This window comes from Holdemania filiformis, from assembly GCF_003459085.1.
In the GTDB taxonomy this organism is placed as follows: Bacteria; Bacillota_I; Bacilli_A; order Erysipelotrichales; family Erysipelotrichaceae; genus Holdemania; species Holdemania filiformis.
On record NZ_QRUP01000009.1, the window covers coordinates 126,352 to 141,100 of the forward strand.

At 52.0% G+C, this 14,749-nt stretch carries 18 protein-coding genes; 13 read left to right on the forward strand and 5 right to left on the reverse strand.

Annotated elements, in window-relative coordinates; genetic code table 11:
* Positions 1-174 precede the first annotated feature (174 nt).
* Both DWY25_RS09030 and rbr read left to right on the forward strand, forming a co-directional pair.
* Positions 175-504: a rubredoxin-like domain-containing protein gene (locus DWY25_RS09030; protein ID WP_117894957.1), complete on the forward strand. Its 330-nt coding sequence runs from the start codon at positions 175-177 to the stop codon at positions 502-504.
* A 1-nt stretch (position 505) separates the two neighbouring features.
* Positions 506-1,045, forward strand: coding sequence for a rubrerythrin (rbr, locus tag DWY25_RS09035; RefSeq protein ID WP_006058763.1), 540 nt, complete (start codon positions 506-508; stop codon positions 1,043-1,045).
* Between the two features lie 89 nt (positions 1,046-1,134).
* Here rbr and DWY25_RS09040 read toward each other — a convergent pair whose 3' ends face one another.
* Complete coding sequence (locus DWY25_RS09040) at positions 1,135-1,722, reverse strand: HD domain-containing protein (RefSeq protein ID WP_117894958.1); 588 nt, start codon at positions 1,720-1,722, stop codon at positions 1,135-1,137.
* 146 nt (positions 1,723-1,868) lie between these two features.
* On the opposite strand from DWY25_RS09040, the gene DWY25_RS09045 reads away from it, so the two are divergent.
* Together DWY25_RS09045 and yunB are read left to right on the forward strand one after the other, a co-directional pair.
* The gene (locus DWY25_RS09045) at positions 1,869-2,177 is read left to right on the forward strand and encodes a DUF1805 domain-containing protein (protein WP_006058765.1); all 309 of its coding nucleotides are present in this window, start codon (positions 1,869-1,871) and stop codon (positions 2,175-2,177) included.
* The gene (gene yunB / locus DWY25_RS09050) at positions 2,155-2,832 is read left to right on the forward strand and encodes a sporulation protein YunB (RefSeq protein ID WP_117894959.1); all 678 of its coding nucleotides are present in this window, start codon (positions 2,155-2,157) and stop codon (positions 2,830-2,832) included. Before DWY25_RS09045 ends, yunB begins: the two co-directional genes overlap by 23 nt.
* An 81-nt stretch (positions 2,833-2,913) precedes the next feature.
* Here the strand turns inward: yunB and DWY25_RS09055 are convergent, their stop codons facing one another.
* Both DWY25_RS09055 and DWY25_RS09060 read right to left on the reverse strand, forming a co-directional pair.
* Complete coding sequence (locus DWY25_RS09055; protein ID WP_006058767.1) at positions 2,914-3,162, reverse strand: NifU family protein; 249 nt, start codon at positions 3,160-3,162, stop codon at positions 2,914-2,916.
* An 11-nt stretch (positions 3,163-3,173) separates the two neighbouring features.
* Positions 3,174-3,629: a divergent PAP2 family protein gene (locus DWY25_RS09060; protein WP_006058768.1), complete on the reverse strand. Its 456-nt coding sequence runs from the start codon at positions 3,627-3,629 to the stop codon at positions 3,174-3,176.
* 74 nt (positions 3,630-3,703) lie between these two features.
* Between DWY25_RS09060 and DWY25_RS09065 the strand changes: the two genes are divergently transcribed.
* Both DWY25_RS09065 and DWY25_RS09070 read left to right on the forward strand, forming a co-directional pair.
* Positions 3,704-4,069, forward strand: a complete 366-nt coding sequence (locus DWY25_RS09065; protein WP_117894960.1) for a CvfD/Ygs/GSP13 family RNA-binding post-transcriptional regulator — start codon at positions 3,704-3,706, stop codon at positions 4,067-4,069.
* Positions 4,066-5,340, forward strand: a complete 1,275-nt coding sequence (locus DWY25_RS09070; protein WP_117894961.1) for a glucose-6-phosphate isomerase — start codon at positions 4,066-4,068, stop codon at positions 5,338-5,340. Before DWY25_RS09065 ends, DWY25_RS09070 begins: the two co-directional genes overlap by 4 nt.
* A 221-nt stretch (positions 5,341-5,561) precedes the next feature.
* Here the strand turns inward: DWY25_RS09070 and DWY25_RS09075 are convergent, their stop codons facing one another.
* Both DWY25_RS09075 and DWY25_RS09080 read right to left on the reverse strand, forming a co-directional pair.
* Positions 5,562-7,427, reverse strand: a complete 1,866-nt coding sequence (locus tag DWY25_RS09075; RefSeq protein WP_117894962.1) for an LTA synthase family protein — start codon at positions 7,425-7,427, stop codon at positions 5,562-5,564.
* A 170-nt stretch (positions 7,428-7,597) separates the two neighbouring features.
* Complete coding sequence (locus DWY25_RS09080) at positions 7,598-8,713, reverse strand: FAD:protein FMN transferase (RefSeq protein WP_117894963.1); 1,116 nt, start codon at positions 8,711-8,713, stop codon at positions 7,598-7,600.
* 252 nt (positions 8,714-8,965) lie between these two features.
* Between DWY25_RS09080 and DWY25_RS09085 the strand changes: the two genes are divergently transcribed.
* The 7 genes from DWY25_RS09085 to DWY25_RS09115 are packed head-to-tail and all read left to right on the forward strand — an operon-like array spanning position 8,966 to position 14,650.
* Positions 8,966-10,261 (forward strand): RnfABCDGE type electron transport complex subunit C, encoded by a 1,296-nt coding sequence (locus DWY25_RS09085; protein ID WP_039864219.1) that lies wholly within the window; start codon positions 8,966-8,968, stop codon positions 10,259-10,261.
* A gap of 14 nt (positions 10,262-10,275) precedes the next feature.
* Positions 10,276-11,655: an RnfABCDGE type electron transport complex subunit D gene (locus DWY25_RS09090; RefSeq protein WP_006058774.1), complete on the forward strand. Its 1,380-nt coding sequence runs from the start codon at positions 10,276-10,278 to the stop codon at positions 11,653-11,655.
* Between the two features lie 12 nt (positions 11,656-11,667).
* Complete coding sequence (locus tag DWY25_RS09095) at positions 11,668-12,915, forward strand: FMN-binding protein (RefSeq protein WP_117894964.1); 1,248 nt, start codon at positions 11,668-11,670, stop codon at positions 12,913-12,915.
* A gap of 12 nt (positions 12,916-12,927) precedes the next feature.
* A complete protein-coding gene (gene rsxE, locus DWY25_RS09100) occupies positions 12,928-13,578 on the forward strand; it encodes an electron transport complex subunit RsxE (protein ID WP_117894965.1) in 651 nt (216 codons plus the stop codon).
* Positions 13,575-14,156: an electron transport complex protein RnfA gene (locus tag DWY25_RS09105; RefSeq protein WP_117894966.1), complete on the forward strand. Its 582-nt coding sequence runs from the start codon at positions 13,575-13,577 to the stop codon at positions 14,154-14,156. Before rsxE ends, DWY25_RS09105 begins: the two co-directional genes overlap by 4 nt.
* A gap of 3 nt (positions 14,157-14,159) precedes the next feature.
* On the forward strand, positions 14,160-14,345 hold the full coding sequence (locus tag DWY25_RS09110; protein WP_006058778.1) for a hypothetical protein: 186 nt from the start codon (positions 14,160-14,162) through the stop codon (positions 14,343-14,345).
* Complete coding sequence (locus DWY25_RS09115; protein WP_072684000.1) at positions 14,342-14,650, forward strand: RnfABCDGE type electron transport complex subunit B; 309 nt, start codon at positions 14,342-14,344, stop codon at positions 14,648-14,650. The genes DWY25_RS09110 and DWY25_RS09115 overlap by 4 nt, the downstream gene beginning before the upstream one ends.
* Positions 14,651-14,749 lie beyond the last annotated feature (99 nt).

Sequence of the window (14,749 nt, forward strand, 5' to 3'; positions counted from 1 at the left end):
TCAGAAAAATGAAGAAAAAAACTGAAGAAAGTCGATAAGAATCGAAAAATATGAAGAAAAATGAAGAAAAAAACACGGGTGTTCGTAAAAAATGCGAATTTTAGAACGATGCTTTGATTGATCGTACCGGGCGCGGGCATACTGTACTTTAGAAAAAGGATAAGGAGGAAGCTTATGCTGAAAAAATGTGAGGTCTGCGGTTTGATTCTGGATTCAGAGCTGATTCAGGACCGTTGCCCGAAATGTCAGGCGGACGCTTCGCGCTTCCGCACGCTGAGCCGTGAGGAAACGGAGAAGATTACCCGCAGCCATCTGACCAACAGCTTGCTTACGGAATTAGCGGCCGCTGCCGAACACCAGGTGCGTTTAGCGGAAAAAGGCATTGCCGATCAGCTGGATCCCGGCTGTATTCAGACGTTTGAGCTGGCGTTAAGACAAGCGGTGCTGCTGCGGCAGATGATTCGTGCGGAAATTGCAATCCATATCGGAAAGGAGAAATGGTAACATGGAATTAAAAGGATCAAAAACAGAACAGAATTTATGGACGGCGTTTGCCGGAGAAAGTCAGGCGCGGGTAAAATACGCGTATTACGCCGATCAGGCGCGCAAGGATGGCTATGGTCAGATCGCGGGGATTTTTGAGGAAACCTCGGCGAATGAAAACGCCCATGCCAAGCTTTGGTATAAGTTTTTACATGGCGGTAAGGTTCAGGACACGCAGGTTAATCTGAAAGACGCGGCTAACGGTGAAAACTACGAATGGACGGAAATGTACAAAGAATTCGCCGAAACCGCGAAACAGGAAGGCTTTACCGAAATTGCCCGGCTGATGAGCGAGGTTGCGAAGATCGAAAAAGGACATGAAGAACGCTATCTTGCGTTATTGGCCAATGTGGAAAACAAAACAGTCTTCGAAAAAGCCGAACAGATTGTCTGGAAATGCCGTAACTGCGGATATACCGTGACGGCTCAGCAGGCGCCGAAAGTATGCCCGGTCTGCTTCCATCCGCAAGCCTACTTTGAACAGGAAATCAAGAACTATTAAATCGCTTTGCCTCTGAAAAATTCCCAACGGAAATCAGAGCGCAGGCACGAAAAAAGTGAACCTGAAATCGGAATCCTCCGGTAACAGGTTCACTCTTTTAAATTCGGCTGGGATTCGGTTCCGGCTTTGATTTTTTCCAGCGTTTCCTGACGTACCGCTTCACGCAGCCGCAGTAAATAGGAGGAACAGGCAGCCTCTTTTTGCCCATAGGTTAAATTCAGCTCATATTCCAGTGACAGCCAGGTCGACAGATCCGCTTCATTATGTTGAAGCAGCGCTTCGATCCGGTCTAATGCTTTAACGATCCGCGCTTCCAGCGTTTCTTGTTTTTCCATTTCGTCAAACAAAGAACGCAGCGGGCTCCGGATTGATTCCGGCAGCGAAATCAGCCAGGTTTCCAAACTGAGCTGTTCCTGATCCCGGTCCGTGTCGGTTTTGACGAACGCCGGGATATCGCCGGTAAAGATTTCCCCCAGATCATGCGTCAGACTCAGCAAAAGCAGGCGCTCGCCGTTTGCCTGGGGATACTCATCGCGGACAAAATACGTCATCAGCGCCAGCCGCCAGCTGTGTTCGGCTACGCTTTCATGCCGGCCGGCTGAAGTCCAGGAATGGCGCGTCGTGTTTTTTAGCTGCTCAATCGTGTGAAGCAGCGGCAGAAGTTCAGAAATCTCCATTCATATCCCCCGTTTCCTTACGTTCATTATTGAAATTCCACCGGGAATTGTCAAGGTGGAAGAGCGGTTTTTTCATTCGCGTACGGAGGGAAAGGACGCACCAAATCAGAATCTTTCTCTATACTGATAGGGGAGGAGGCTGGGCTATGATCGAGTTAAAAACATTGGAAATCGAAACGTTCCGGTTTATCGACATCACGTTGTTTCTGCCGCGCTGGACCTGCCGGATGATCGTCAGTACGAAAGCGGCGTTAGTTGATGAAAGCTGGGATCTGGGCGTCCTGGAAACGAAGCAGATTGCGGCGTTCCAAGTGCTGAAACCAGGAAAAGACGGCTTGTTAAACGGAAAAATTACGGCGATGACGTCAACCGCCGCCCGCTTGGGAATATATATAGGAATGAGCGGGAAGGAAGCGCTGCTGAAGGTGATGCATGAAAAAACGGAAACGGGATAGGAACCGGCGCTGGCTGGTACTCCTTGTCGTCATTGCGGTGCTGGGCTGGCTGGGCAACCGGACGCTCAGTCAGATCAACGCGCTGCTGAAGCCGCACGTTGAAAAAGTCGCGGCCAGCGAGGTCCGCAACGCCGCCTCGGCGGTGATCAAGCGGGCGGTCGACTCCCTGCAGCTGGAAACCGAAGATCTGATTCGGATTGAACGGGATGCGCAGGGCAATATTACCGATATCATTTATGATACACAACAGATGAACGAGCTGATGAGCCGCTCGCTGGACGCCGCTCAGGAGTCGCTGAATGCGGCGGCGGAAGGGGAAACGGATCCGCACACCCACCTTGTTTATTATGACAAGGGAATCATTTATTCTCTGCCGGTCGGGATGCTGACCGGGTCGGTGCTGTTAGCGAATCTCGGGCCTTCCATCGACATCCGGATGCGCGCGGTCAACAGCCTGGTCGGTCAGATTGACGCGGTGTCCACGGCGTATGGCATCAACAGTACGCTGTTGGAAATTGACTTAAAAATCAGCGTGGAAATGTTGGTAATCAGTCCGTTTCTGCTCGATCCCCAACAGATCGAAGTCAAGATTCCGCTGGTCATGCAGATTGTGCAGGGACAGATCCCGCAGCTGATGGTCGGCCAGATTGCCTGATTCACCAGATGTCAGGGATACGTTAAAAGGGAGAAGCCAATAAAAAAACCGCGGCTGCGGTTTTTTGCCTGTTTTCTGCAATTAGAAGAACAGCGGTTCAGAAGGCGCCATGCGGACTTCCGTAACGCCGGGAACTTCATCGAGAAGAATGGCTTCGATCCCATCCTTCAGCGTCGCGTCTAACGACAGACATTCGGAACAGGCGCCCAGCATTTTGACGGTGACAATGCCGTCTTCCAGGCTGACGAATTCCACGTCGCCGCCGTCGCGCTGAATATACGGGCGGATTTTTTCAATTACGTTTTTAACTTGGGTTTCCATGGTTTCCATAATTTATCACCTTATCTTATAAAATACATCAGCCCGGCGATGATTAAGCCGAGGATAATCCCGCCGAAGACTTCGATCCATTTGTGGCCCAGCACTTCCTTGACCTTAGTCAGATAAATCGGATCGTCTAAGCGGGTCTGCGTCAGAATCTGAATATCTTTGATCAGCTGCTGTGTGATGCGGATGTTCTGTCCCGCGTAGTAACGGACATTGGCCGCATCGTAAGCGACGATCAGCGAAAACATCAGCGTGACCGCGAATAACGTCGAAGAGAAGTTATCCGTGATTCCGACGGCCAGTGTCAGCGCCGCCACCGTCGAGGTATGCGAGCTGGGGAAACCGCCGCTTTCCAGAGCGAGATGCCAATCCCAATCCCGGGTTCGTATGTAGCGGATAACGGGCTTAAGCAGCTGCGCTGTTAAATTGGCTACGATCGCAGCCCAGAACGGATACATCTGTTGAAGCATGGTGCTCACCTCGAGAATTAGTATATCACAAAAACCCAAGGAGGTGATATAATAAAAAAAGATTGGAGGCGTCTATGCAGTATCGAATCGGACAAATAGTGGAAGGAACGATCACCGGGATTCAGCCTTACGGCGCATTTGTCAGTCTGGATGAGGAAACGTCAGGACTGATTCACATTTCGGAAATCTCGGAAGGATTCGTTAAGGACGTCAATCATTTCGTCCATGTCCATGACCGCGTGAAGGTTAAAATTATTGATTTTGACAAGGCTACGCATCAGGCACGGCTGTCCTTAAAAGCGCTGCATCCGACGGCATTCCGCAAGGAACGCGGACGGGGGAAGGCCAGTCGTCTGCCAGTCATGAAAATTGGATTCCGGTCGCTGGCTGAAAACCTGGACCGCTGGATCGAGGAAGCAAATAAAGGAGAAACGGTATGATCAAATTTGACACTTCGCATGCGCATCTGCAGGAAAACATTTTCGATTATCAACAGGCGGTAACGCTGGCGCACACACAGCTGCATGAAAAGAGCGGCGCGGGCAACGATTTTGTCGGCTGGGTTGAATGGCCGAACAGCTATGACCATGAAGAATTTGAAAGAATCAAGGCGGCAGCCAAACGGCTGGAAGGTCAGTGCGACGTGCTGCTGGTCTGCGGCATCGGCGGTTCCTATTTAGGGGCGCGGGCGGCAATCGAAATGATGCGCGGCCTGTATTGTCAGACAAAACCGGAAGTCATCTTTATCGGCAATACGTTCTCCAGCACGTATTTCAAGCAGGTGGAAGCGTATATTCAGGATAAGGAAATCGTGCTCAACGTCATTTCCAAATCCGGGACGACGACGGAAACGGCGATGGCGTTCAGAATGCTGAAACAGTTGATGGAAAAGAAATATTCCAAGGAAGAATGTCAGAAGCGGATCTTGGCGACGACCGACAAGGCGCGCGGAACTCTGAAAGAACTGGCGGATAAGGAAGGCTACGAAACGTTTGTCATTCCTGACGATATCGGCGGCCGGTATTCTGTTCTGACGGCGGTCGGCTTACTGCCGATGGCGCTGGCGGGGATTGATATCGACGCGGTTATGAAGGGCTTTGCCCAGGCGTACGAAGACTTGAAGAACCCGGATCTGCACGTTAATCCGGCGTATCAGTACGCTGTTGCCCGCCGGATTTTGGAAAACCAGGGCAAAGACGCGGAAATGTTAGTGACCTATGAACCGCAGATGGCGATGATCGCCGAGTGGTGGAAACAGCTGTTCGGCGAATCGGAAGGCAAGGAAGGCAAGGGCATCCTGCCATGCAGCGCGACGTTCTCAACCGACCTGCATTCGTTAGGCCAGTTTATCCAGGAAGGCAAGAAAATGCTTTATGAAACGCTGCTGCTAGTGGAAACTCCGACGCTGGACGGCACCTTCCCAAGCGACGGTGAAAATCTTGATAACATGAACTATCTGGCCGGCAAGAGTCTGGACTGGGTCAACAAGATGGCATGCCAGGGAACGCTGGAAGCGCATGAAGTCACCGGCAATGTGCCGAATCTGATCATCACGATGCCGGACATGAAGGAAGAAACCTTTGGCTATATGTGCTACTTCTTCTTTAAGGCCTGCGCCGTCAGTGTTTATCTTCTGAACGTCAATCCGTTCAATCAGCCGGGTGTTGAGGTGTATAAGAAAAACATGTTCCGCCTGCTGGGTAAAAACTAGACGGGGTAAGGACGTCCTTAATTTTCAAGGGTGTTTGGAACAGGGCTTCTGTTTAGAAACATAAAAAAAGTGAATCTCGGTTCACTTTTTTTGTATTCACAAAAAAGGCGTCAGCACGCACCGACACCCGAATTGAGCAGGGATAGGCCCTTTTTATGCAACGGTTGTTGTTTTGTTAGCGATCAGTTTAAAAGTTCAGGATCATGCCCCTTCGAAACACGTTATTCCGCAAAATAATCATACTTTAAAATCAGGTTGGCGATTTCGTGAATCCGCAGCCAATGTTCGTTTTCTTCCATCGCCTGTTCGAGCGGGACGTTCAGCTCGCTGAATTCCCGGGTTTGTTTGTCATAGCGGTAATTGTCAGTCAGGATCTGATGGTCGTTGTCGGCGTATCCCGGATAGCGGGGATCCAGGAGATCGTGCCCCATGATCCATTCCGGAGCCACGTCGATCGCAAACAGATTGAACAACGTCGGCAGGACGTCGATATCGGTGCCGGGTTTCTCGATCGTCTGACCTTTGATGGAAGGCGACCAGAGGAAGAACGGCACATCTTCCAGCGAGCTGTGGCTTGCCAGCTGCTCCGAGGTTTCCTCGATGACCGCTTGGGAAAAGCCTTTCGCCCGGTGATCGCCGGCGATGGCGATGACGAGCTGATCCAGCGTGCCTTTCTGTTGGAAATGATCGATCACAGAAGCGACGGCCAGATCCAGACTCATACTCTTGGCGAGGTAAACCTTGACTTGTTCGTCCAGCTGCGGATAGCGCTGGTTCACCTTCGCGTAGCTGGCAGCGTATTCCCGGGCAGTTGCTTCATTATGATCTGTCAAATCAGATTGTTCATAGCCCTGATGGCCGCTGTAAGTGATATTGTAAAGGAAGAACGGCTGCGAATCGTCGATCATCCACTCAATAATCTCCATGCATACCGCGTCGGAGGTTCCGTATTCCGGCCCCAAAACGCCCAGATCCCAGAAATCTTCATAACCGATCTGGGCATAGAATTGATCACGGTTGTAGAACTCCTTGGTTCCGTTATGCGCGGCGACGGCGGAATAACCCTGGCCGGCAAAACCTTTTGCCAGGGATACCGGATAGGTGTTGCGCGCATACTGCTGCATCGCGATCACGCCTTCATTGTTGGGCATCAGACTGAGGTTCAGCATGAAGTCGACGTCGCTGGTTGAGCCTTGCAACAGCGGCGCGGTGTAATTCGTAAAATCATAGCCTTCCTGCTGGAGTCGAAACAGCGTCGGCGTCAACACCGGATCAATGACCGCCTGAGTCAGCGACTCTGCTTCAAAGAAAATCAGATTTTTGCCTTTGAACAAGCCCGTCTGCGCGTTGGGCTGGGCCGGAGCGGCTTGGAGATAAGCCGCAATTTCTTCCTGTGCCTGACGCTTTTGCGAACGGAAGCGCAGCGGCTCGAGCTGGTTGAGCTTCACATCCCGCAGGAAGAACGCTTCCGGGCCGAACAGCTCAACAAATTGGCGGGGTGAGCTGACATGATCATATAAATATTGATCGGAATAGGTGTAGTAAAATTCATCGGCTTCCGCACCGCGGAGCTTGCCGTAAAAAATGAGGCTGCAGATCAGACATAAGCTCAGGCAGACCAAAACGCCGCGGACAGGCTTGTTCCGCCGGGCCGCGTCTTGCTTTGGCTGCGGCCGCAGCTGCGTTAAAAGCAGAAAGATCACGATCAGCGCGATCAGAAACCGCCAGTCCTGAGGCAGTACGGCGCTGAACCCGGCGCCCAGGTTTTGCGTGGCTTCGCTGCGCAGGCCGACAGCGGTCGATAAAAAGATATACTGGCCGAATAAGCGGTAGTATAAGCTCTGGCCGGCAATGTAGAGAAAATACAATAAGGCGCAGAGACCTCCGGCAAGCTTGTCCCAGGGCGCCCGCAGTCCCCAGATCAGACTGTTGACCAGCGCCGCCAGCGCGCCCAGCATCCAGTCGCCATAACCGGCCGGTGAAAAATAAGAATAATGAATGCTGATGAGAAGCAGGGTGATTCCCGCGCTGAGAATCAGCTTGTAGGCCAGCGGGGAAACCGTTGGCTTTGATTTCTTCATTTTCATGGTGTTCCCTCTTTCCTTTATTCAGAATTTCCAGAGTTTTAGTTTACACAAAAAGAGCCGGGAAAAAAACAGACAAATCTACGGGAATGACTAAAATTCCAGCGCGGAAACAAAAATAAAAAATCCGGCTTCCTCAGGAAGACCGGATCCTATCGTAAGGACAAAAACGTTTATTGCGCGAGATAATCTTTCATCGAATCCGTCATGACCACGGCATATTCGCCCGACATGACGCTGTCGGCGCCGGCGGGAACCTGATCGGGTTCCATGACCCACATGACCTCGATCGGCTGATCGGGATAGGTCTGGCGGACCCGCTCGATCAGAGCCAGGCCGTCTTCGTAGCTCATCGTGAACAGCGCCGTTGACAGCGCGTCGGCGTAGCCGGAATTTTCCGTGACGATCGTGACCTGATGGTAATAGGTCGCCGGAAACAGTGTCTGCGGGTCGATGATGTGATGGTAGAGCTTGCCGTCCTCAGCGCCGTAGAACCGTTCATAATCGCCGCTGGAAACAAACGCCGCGGATCCCGGCAGCGCAACGACCGCCAGCGAACCGTTGCCGGACGGATTGCGGATGCCGACGCGCCACTGCTGACCGCCGGGTTTATCGTTGATCGTGCAGATGTTGCCGCCGGCGTCAACGGTGCCGTGAACCAGCCCCGCTTCGGTTAGGTGCTGCTGAACCTTGCCGGCCGCAAAGCCCTTGGCGATTCCCCCGACATCCAGGGAAGCGCAGCTCTGGTTCAGATAGACCGTCCCGGCGTTCTCGTCAATTTCGACCTTATCCCAGCCGGTGCAGGCTTTTGCGTCCGCCAATTCCTCAAGCGGCGGCACTTTGCCCAGCTGGCCTTCGTTGTTTAACGCGATGCCTTCCTCACGGTAAGTGTGCCAGATCTTGAGCACGGCGCCCATCGTGACGTCGAACTCGCCATCCGATAAATCATAAAATTCTTTCGCGGTGCTCAGCAGCTCGATAATTTCCGGATCGACGCTGACCGGCGCAATGCCGGCGTTGTCGTTGATCGTTTTGATGTTGTTTAATCCTGCGTAATCGTTATAGACGTCGAATAACGCGTTGTAGTGCAGAAACAGCTGTTTCATTTCAGCGAAATACTGATTGAACCTGTCTTCCGTTTCCGTATATCCGGTTAAGGTCATCACCGTATCGAATCCGGCATCCAGCGCCATGTTGGAATAGCGCGTCAGTTCCGGTTCCTTCGGCTTATTTTGACAGCCGCCCAGCAGGAAGCCGGCCAGCGCCAGCGATATCCATTTTTTATTCATTTGAATCACCCGTGAAGATTCTAGCATAAATCATCCGGCGATACTACCCAAAGGAAACATTTTCAAAAACGATCCGTAGTGAAAAAACTTGAATTTTACCTAAATAGATGTGGAAAAAACATTTAAAATTAAATGTGATAATGCTATAATAGCTCCGAAGCGAAAGGCGGATAATGAAAAAATCGATACACCGTCGATTTTTTGTGTTTGCCAGAGGCTTTCGGTATTAGAGGAAAGGAAGAGGTGGACGGAATGTCACTATTAACGGGACCGATGCGCAAGCATCTGGACGGTCACAAAGAGCTTACAAGTCATACCGAGCTTGTCAAGGTTGAAGCGGGCAGCCTTGTATACATTCCTTTAATTAACGGTAATTCAACGGCAGTTGAAGTGTTGGTTAAGGAAGGTGACAGAGTAAAAGTCGGAACGATGATCGCCAAGCGGAATGATCATTTTACAGTTCCTTACTTTTCATCTGTATCCGGCACAGTCAAAGGCATCCAGAAAATGATGCATGCTGGCTTGCGCCCGGTCGATCATCTTGTCATTGAAAACGATGGCAAAAACGAAACAGAACAGCCATTCGGAACATTGAACTATCAGACGGCAACGCAGGAGGAACTGGTTTCCTTCATGATGAATGCCGGCATCGTCGGCTGCGGCGGCGCGGGTTTTCCAAGCTATGTCAAGTACAGAGGCTGCAAGGGCATCGATCTGTTGATCATCAATGCGGTCGAATGCGAACCGTACATTACGGCGGATTACAAGAATACCAGCCTGAACATGCAGGATCTGGTCACCGGCGTGGCGGCGATGCTGAAAATGTCGGGCGCCAAGGAAGCCGCGATCGCGATCAAGACGACGAAGAAGGACTTTATTCCGACGGTCGTCGAAGCGTTCAAGGATTACAGCAACATCAACGTCAAGGAAGTTCCGGACGTATATCCGATGGGCTGGGAACGCACGCTGGTGTATGAAATCACCAAGAAACGTTATGAAAAGCTGCCGGGCGAAGTCGGCGTTATCGTCAACAACGCGACGACGGCAATTGCTTTCGGCCAGGCCTTAAGCAAGGGAATGCCGATCACGCATAAATACGTGACGGTCAGCGGCGACGGCATCAATACGCCGGCCAACGTCCTGGTGCCGGTCGGCGTCAAGGCGGCGGACGTGATCGCGGCCTGCGGCGGTTACAGCGGGGAAGACGTGCTGTTGATCGCGGGCGGTCCGATGATGGGCAAAACGATCACAACCGATCAGTTTGTCATTACGCCGTACAGCAACGCGTTAACCGTATTGAAGAACAAACCGGTCAATCAGGTGGCTTGTCTGCGCTGCGGACGCTGCTCGGATCACTGCCCGGCAGGATTGCAGCCGGTCCGGATCAACCAGGCGGAAAAGTCCAAGAACGTTGCGATGCTGGAAAAGCTGAGCATCATGGACTGCATCGAATGCGGCATGTGCAGCTTTGTGTGCCCGTCGAAAATCGACGTCACTGAAGGCGTCCGGAGAGCGAAGCGCTACATGGCTCTGCGCGCTAAGAAATAAGGAGGGGAGTTTGTATGAAATTTAATTTTAAACCGTCCCCGAACTATCGTGATGGTCAGAGCACCGGCCGGATCATGGGCGAGCTGACCTTGGGGCTGTTGGCGGTATTTGCATTTTCACTGTATTATTATTTCACTAATTTTTCAGCGTCTTACGGCTTACGGGCGATTCTGTTGATGATCACGGCGATCGTCAGCGCCTGCGGCACGGAGATCCTGTGGTGTGTCTTTACGAAGAAGGACATCCTGAACAGCTTAAAGAATTCTTATCCGTGGGTGACGGCGATCATCCTGACGATGATGTGCCCGCTGTCGATTGAATACTATGCCTTAGCGGTCGCGACAGTGATCGCGATCTTCTTCGGCAAGCTGGTCTTCGGCGGCTTCGGACAGAATATCTTCAACCCGGCGGCTGTGGGCCGTGCGACAATCTTCGCGTCCTTTGCGGGCGCGGCGGCGGCCGATATTGTGACCGGCGCAACACCGACGTCTTCGATGGCGGCGCAGAACTGGATTATCAATTCCGCGGAAGGCATGAGCAGCTTCCTGAAGCCGTTTGGCGGTTTAGGAAATATGTTTGTCGGCCTGTATCCGGGCGCTATCGGCGAGACAAGCGCACTGGTGATCCTGGTTGTCGGCGTGATCCTGGCGATCCGCAAGGTCATTGACTGGCGTGTTCCGGCTACTTACCTGATCACGTTGTTTGTCCTGGCCGCCGGCGTCGGCCTGATGCACGGTGCGCCGATCAGCTATGCTCTGTTCCATCTGTTAACCGGCGGTGCTATGTTCGGCGCGGTCTTCATGATGACCGATCCGGTTACCAACCCGACCAGCGCTGCGGGCCGAATTATGTTTGCGGTCGGCTGCGCGGTGATCACAATCGTTCTGCGGCTGCGTTCCAATCTGCCGGAAGGCGTTATGTACTCGATCCTGATCATGAACATGCTGACACCGCTGATCGAAAGTCTGACCGACGGCCAGCAGATCAAGATGAAATCCAAGAACATCCGCAACCTGGCGATCCTGTTCGTTGCCGGCTTGGCGATCACGCTGTTAGTCGGCAGCACGATCAAACCGGTTGCCGCAGGTTCAGCGGAAGCGGGCGCGACCAATGGTACGGAAACAACGTACAACGTCACGCAGCATGGATTCCAGGGCGACAATCAGTTTGAGGTTGTCATTGATACGGCCAAGGGTGAGGTTGTCAGCGTCAAGATGACGGAGTTCAACGATACTCCGGGTATCGGCGATGGCGTCAACGACGATTACCTGAGCCAGTTTGTCGGTGCGAAGAGCGAAGACGACGTCAACGCGGTGGATAATGTTTCCGGCGCGAGCTATACCAGCAAATCGGCGAAAGATGCCATTATCCAGGCATTGAACGCCGGTAATTAAGGAGGGTCAGAAATGAAAAAAGCTTTGTATCTGGCCTGTTTCTTAGCCATTGTCAGCGCATTGGCCGGCGGTCTGCTGGCGGCGGTCAACGAAGTCACCGCGGCGAAAATCAATGCCAATGCTTTGGCTGAAGTGATGGGCAGCCTGGAAAAAGTATTCCCGGGCACAACCTATGCGGAAATAACGGATTACACGGATGACTCCGGGTTAGTCACCGGCGTTTATCAGGCGGAAGGCCAGGGCTATATGTTCCAGGTCGAAACATCCGGCTTTAAAGACACGATTAAATTTGTACTGGGCATCGACAACGATTCCAAGATCGTCGGCTACGATGTGATTGCGATTGCGGAGACTTCCGGTATCGGCAGCCGCGTCGCGGAAGACGATTTCAGAAATACCGTTATCGGCAAGACCACTGGCGATAAGGTCGACACGCTGTCCGGCGCGACGATTTCCTCCACGGCGGTCGTCAAGGGCTTAGACGCCGCAAAGGCTGTCTATGCTTCGTTAACCGGCAACGCGGCGCCGGCGCCAAGTACGCCGACCACGCCGGAAGCATCCAAGGAACCGGAAACACCGGCCTCCACAGCGACAGTTCTGGATCAGAAGGCTGACGGCAGCCAGGTTACGGTTACCGTTGAAGCTAAGGGTTTCCAGGGCAATAACACCTATACCGTAGTTATTGATTCCGAAAAGCAGGAAATCGTCAGCGTTGCGATGACGACGTTTAACGACACGCCGGGCGTCGGCGATGCGGTCAACGACGAATATCTGGCGGGTTTTGCCGGACTGAACAGCGAAGACGCGTTGAATGGTGTTGACGTGAAGTCGGGCGCAACCTACACGAGTAATTCGGCTATCGACGCCGTCAAAGCCGCCTGGAACGCAGTCTTTGCGGAAGCAGGTCAGGATGCGGCGGATCAGCCGGTCGCTGGCGATGACAGCGATGAAACTGCAGTTTTGAAGTCGGAAGACGGCGCGTTAAAGACCTATACCGCGACGACGAAAGGCTTCCAGGGCGATAACGAATATGAAATCGTTATCGATACTGATAAGCAGGAAGTTGTCAGCGTTAAAATGACAAGCTTTAACGATACAACCGGAATTGGCGACGCGGTCAATGATGAATATCTGGCGGGTTTTGCCGGTTTGAAGTCAGAGGATGAAATTGCCAAGGTCGACGTCAAGTCAGGCGCCACCTTCACGAGCAATTCCGCGATTGAAGCGGTCCGCGCAGCGTTCGCGGCCAGCCAGAAATGAGGTGGATGAACAATGAATCGTAAAGAGAATTTTACAGCGGGCTTCATCCGCGAAAATCCAGTATTCGGGCTGTATCTGGGATGCTGCTCCACGCTGGCTATCACCACATCGCTCAACAATGCCATCGGCATGGGCGTTTCCGTTATTATCGTCTTGATTTTATCCAACGTGATTATTTCGATGATGCGCAAGATCATTCCGGATGAGATCCGGATTCCGGTCTACATCGTCGTTATTGCGGCGTTGGTTAAGAGTATTGAACTGTTGATCAAAGCGTATGCGTCTTCGATTGACGCGGCGTTAGGACTGTTTTTGCCGCTGATCGTTGTTAACTGCATTATTTTAGGCCGGGCGGAAGCCTTTGCGAGCAAGAACGGCGTGCTGGATTCCGCATTGGATGGTTTAGGCATGGGCTTAGGCTATACCTGCGCGTTAATCGTTATGTCCTTGATCCGTCAGGTTATCGCAACAGGTCTGATCAATTTTACCAATCCGTTTACGAACCAGTTGATTTTTGAAGTTCGTCTGATTCCGGAAAGCTTCACGATTTCGATGTTCGGTTCGCCGACCGGCGCATTCCTGACCTTTGCGGTCTTAGCGGCGGCATTGACAGCGTATAAAAACGCACAGGCGGCGAAGGCTGCGAAAAAGGAGGCTAAATAACAATGGCTAACTTATTTACTTTGTTTATTTCGGCAGTATTGATCAACAACGTCATTCTGTCGCAGTTTTTGGGTGTCTGCCCATTCTTAGGCGTTTCTAAGAATAAAAGTTCAGCGATCGGCATGGGCGCGGCGGTTACATTTGTTATCTTCGGCGCTTCGATCCTGACCTATGGTCTGTATAAGCTGGTTTTGGAACCGAATTCCCTGGAATATATGGATCTGTTGTCATTCATTCTGATCATCGCTTCTTTTGTTCAGTTTGTTGAAATGTTCATCAAGAAGTTCTCTCCGGCTTTATATAAGTCGTTGGGGATCTATCTGCCGCTGATCACAACGAACTGCGCCGTTCTGGGCGTTGCGCTGGATAACATCAAGCAGGGCTTTACTTTCCCTGAAATGCTGGTGTATTCCCTGGGTATCCCAATCGGCTTCACGTTAGTTCTCTACATCTTCTCCACGATCCGGGAACGTCTGGATGCGGCGGATACCCCGATTTCTTTCAAGGGCAATCCGATCGCTCTGATCGTCGCGGCGCTGATGGCGCTGGCGTTCAGCGGTTTTGCCGGACTGGTTTAATCCATGGTCATCGCAATCCTGGTCTTATTGGGACTGGGAGCTTTGTTCGGCTTGTTCTACTATCTGAATAGTAAAACACCGGTACCTGAGGGATGCGAGGATCTGACGGCGGAGTGTGAGGGCTGCAAGATTACTTCCTGCGCTCATAACCCCGTACTGAAACAATCAAAAGGAGAGAATAAAGAATGATTACAGCAATTATCATGATGTTTGTGGTCGGCGCCGTTCTCGGTTTGATTCTGGGGATTGCCTCCAACGTGTTCAAAGTGGAAGTCGACGAACGCGTTGAGAAAGTAACGGCAATGCTTCCAGGTTATAACTGCGGAAGCTGCGGTTTTGCCGGATGCTCCGGCATGGCGGAAGCCATGGTGGCTGGCGAGGTCGCTACTGCTTCGGCTTGTAAGCCAAGCAAACCGGATGCCCGCGCAAAGATCGTTGAATATTTGACGACAACGCCGGGACCTGACGGCAACACGATTAATATCAAAGCCTAACAAAACAGCTGTCTGTTCGTTCCTATTGTGGAACGACGGGCAGCTGTTTTTTAGTACACCCGACATGGGTGATAACTAGACGGTGAAAGTCCGTTGCGC

Bases quoted from the DNA above. Each gene is read 5' to 3' on its own strand.
- DWY25_RS09030 (WP_117894957.1), top strand. From the start codon at position 175: ATGCTGAAAAAATGTGAGGTCTGCGGTTTGATTCTGGATTCAGAGCTG.
- rbr (WP_006058763.1), top strand. From the start codon at position 506: ATGGAATTAAAAGGATCAAAAACAGAACAGAATTTATGGACGGCGTTT.
- DWY25_RS09040 (WP_117894958.1), bottom strand. From the start codon at position 1,722: ATGGAGATTTCTGAACTTCTGCCGCTGCTTCACACGATTGAGCAGCTA.
- DWY25_RS09045 (WP_006058765.1), top strand. From the start codon at position 1,869: ATGATCGAGTTAAAAACATTGGAAATCGAAACGTTCCGGTTTATCGAC.
- yunB (WP_117894959.1), top strand. From the start codon at position 2,155: ATGAAAAAACGGAAACGGGATAGGAACCGGCGCTGGCTGGTACTCCTT.
- DWY25_RS09055 (WP_006058767.1), bottom strand. From the start codon at position 3,162: ATGGAAACCATGGAAACCCAAGTTAAAAACGTAATTGAAAAAATCCGC.
- DWY25_RS09060 (WP_006058768.1), bottom strand. From the start codon at position 3,629: ATGCTTCAACAGATGTATCCGTTCTGGGCTGCGATCGTAGCCAATTTA.
- DWY25_RS09065 (WP_117894960.1), top strand. From the start codon at position 3,704: ATGCAGTATCGAATCGGACAAATAGTGGAAGGAACGATCACCGGGATT.
- DWY25_RS09070 (WP_117894961.1), top strand. From the start codon at position 4,066: ATGATCAAATTTGACACTTCGCATGCGCATCTGCAGGAAAACATTTTC.
- DWY25_RS09075 (WP_117894962.1), bottom strand. From the start codon at position 7,427: ATGAAAATGAAGAAATCAAAGCCAACGGTTTCCCCGCTGGCCTACAAG.
- DWY25_RS09080 (WP_117894963.1), bottom strand. From the start codon at position 8,713: ATGAATAAAAAATGGATATCGCTGGCGCTGGCCGGCTTCCTGCTGGGC.
- DWY25_RS09085 (WP_039864219.1), top strand. From the start codon at position 8,966: ATGTCACTATTAACGGGACCGATGCGCAAGCATCTGGACGGTCACAAA.
- DWY25_RS09090 (WP_006058774.1), top strand. From the start codon at position 10,276: ATGAAATTTAATTTTAAACCGTCCCCGAACTATCGTGATGGTCAGAGC.
- DWY25_RS09095 (WP_117894964.1), top strand. From the start codon at position 11,668: ATGAAAAAAGCTTTGTATCTGGCCTGTTTCTTAGCCATTGTCAGCGCA.
- rsxE (WP_117894965.1), top strand. From the start codon at position 12,928: ATGAATCGTAAAGAGAATTTTACAGCGGGCTTCATCCGCGAAAATCCA.
- DWY25_RS09110 (WP_006058778.1), top strand. From the start codon at position 14,160: ATGGTCATCGCAATCCTGGTCTTATTGGGACTGGGAGCTTTGTTCGGC.
- DWY25_RS09115 (WP_072684000.1), top strand. From the start codon at position 14,342: ATGATTACAGCAATTATCATGATGTTTGTGGTCGGCGCCGTTCTCGGT.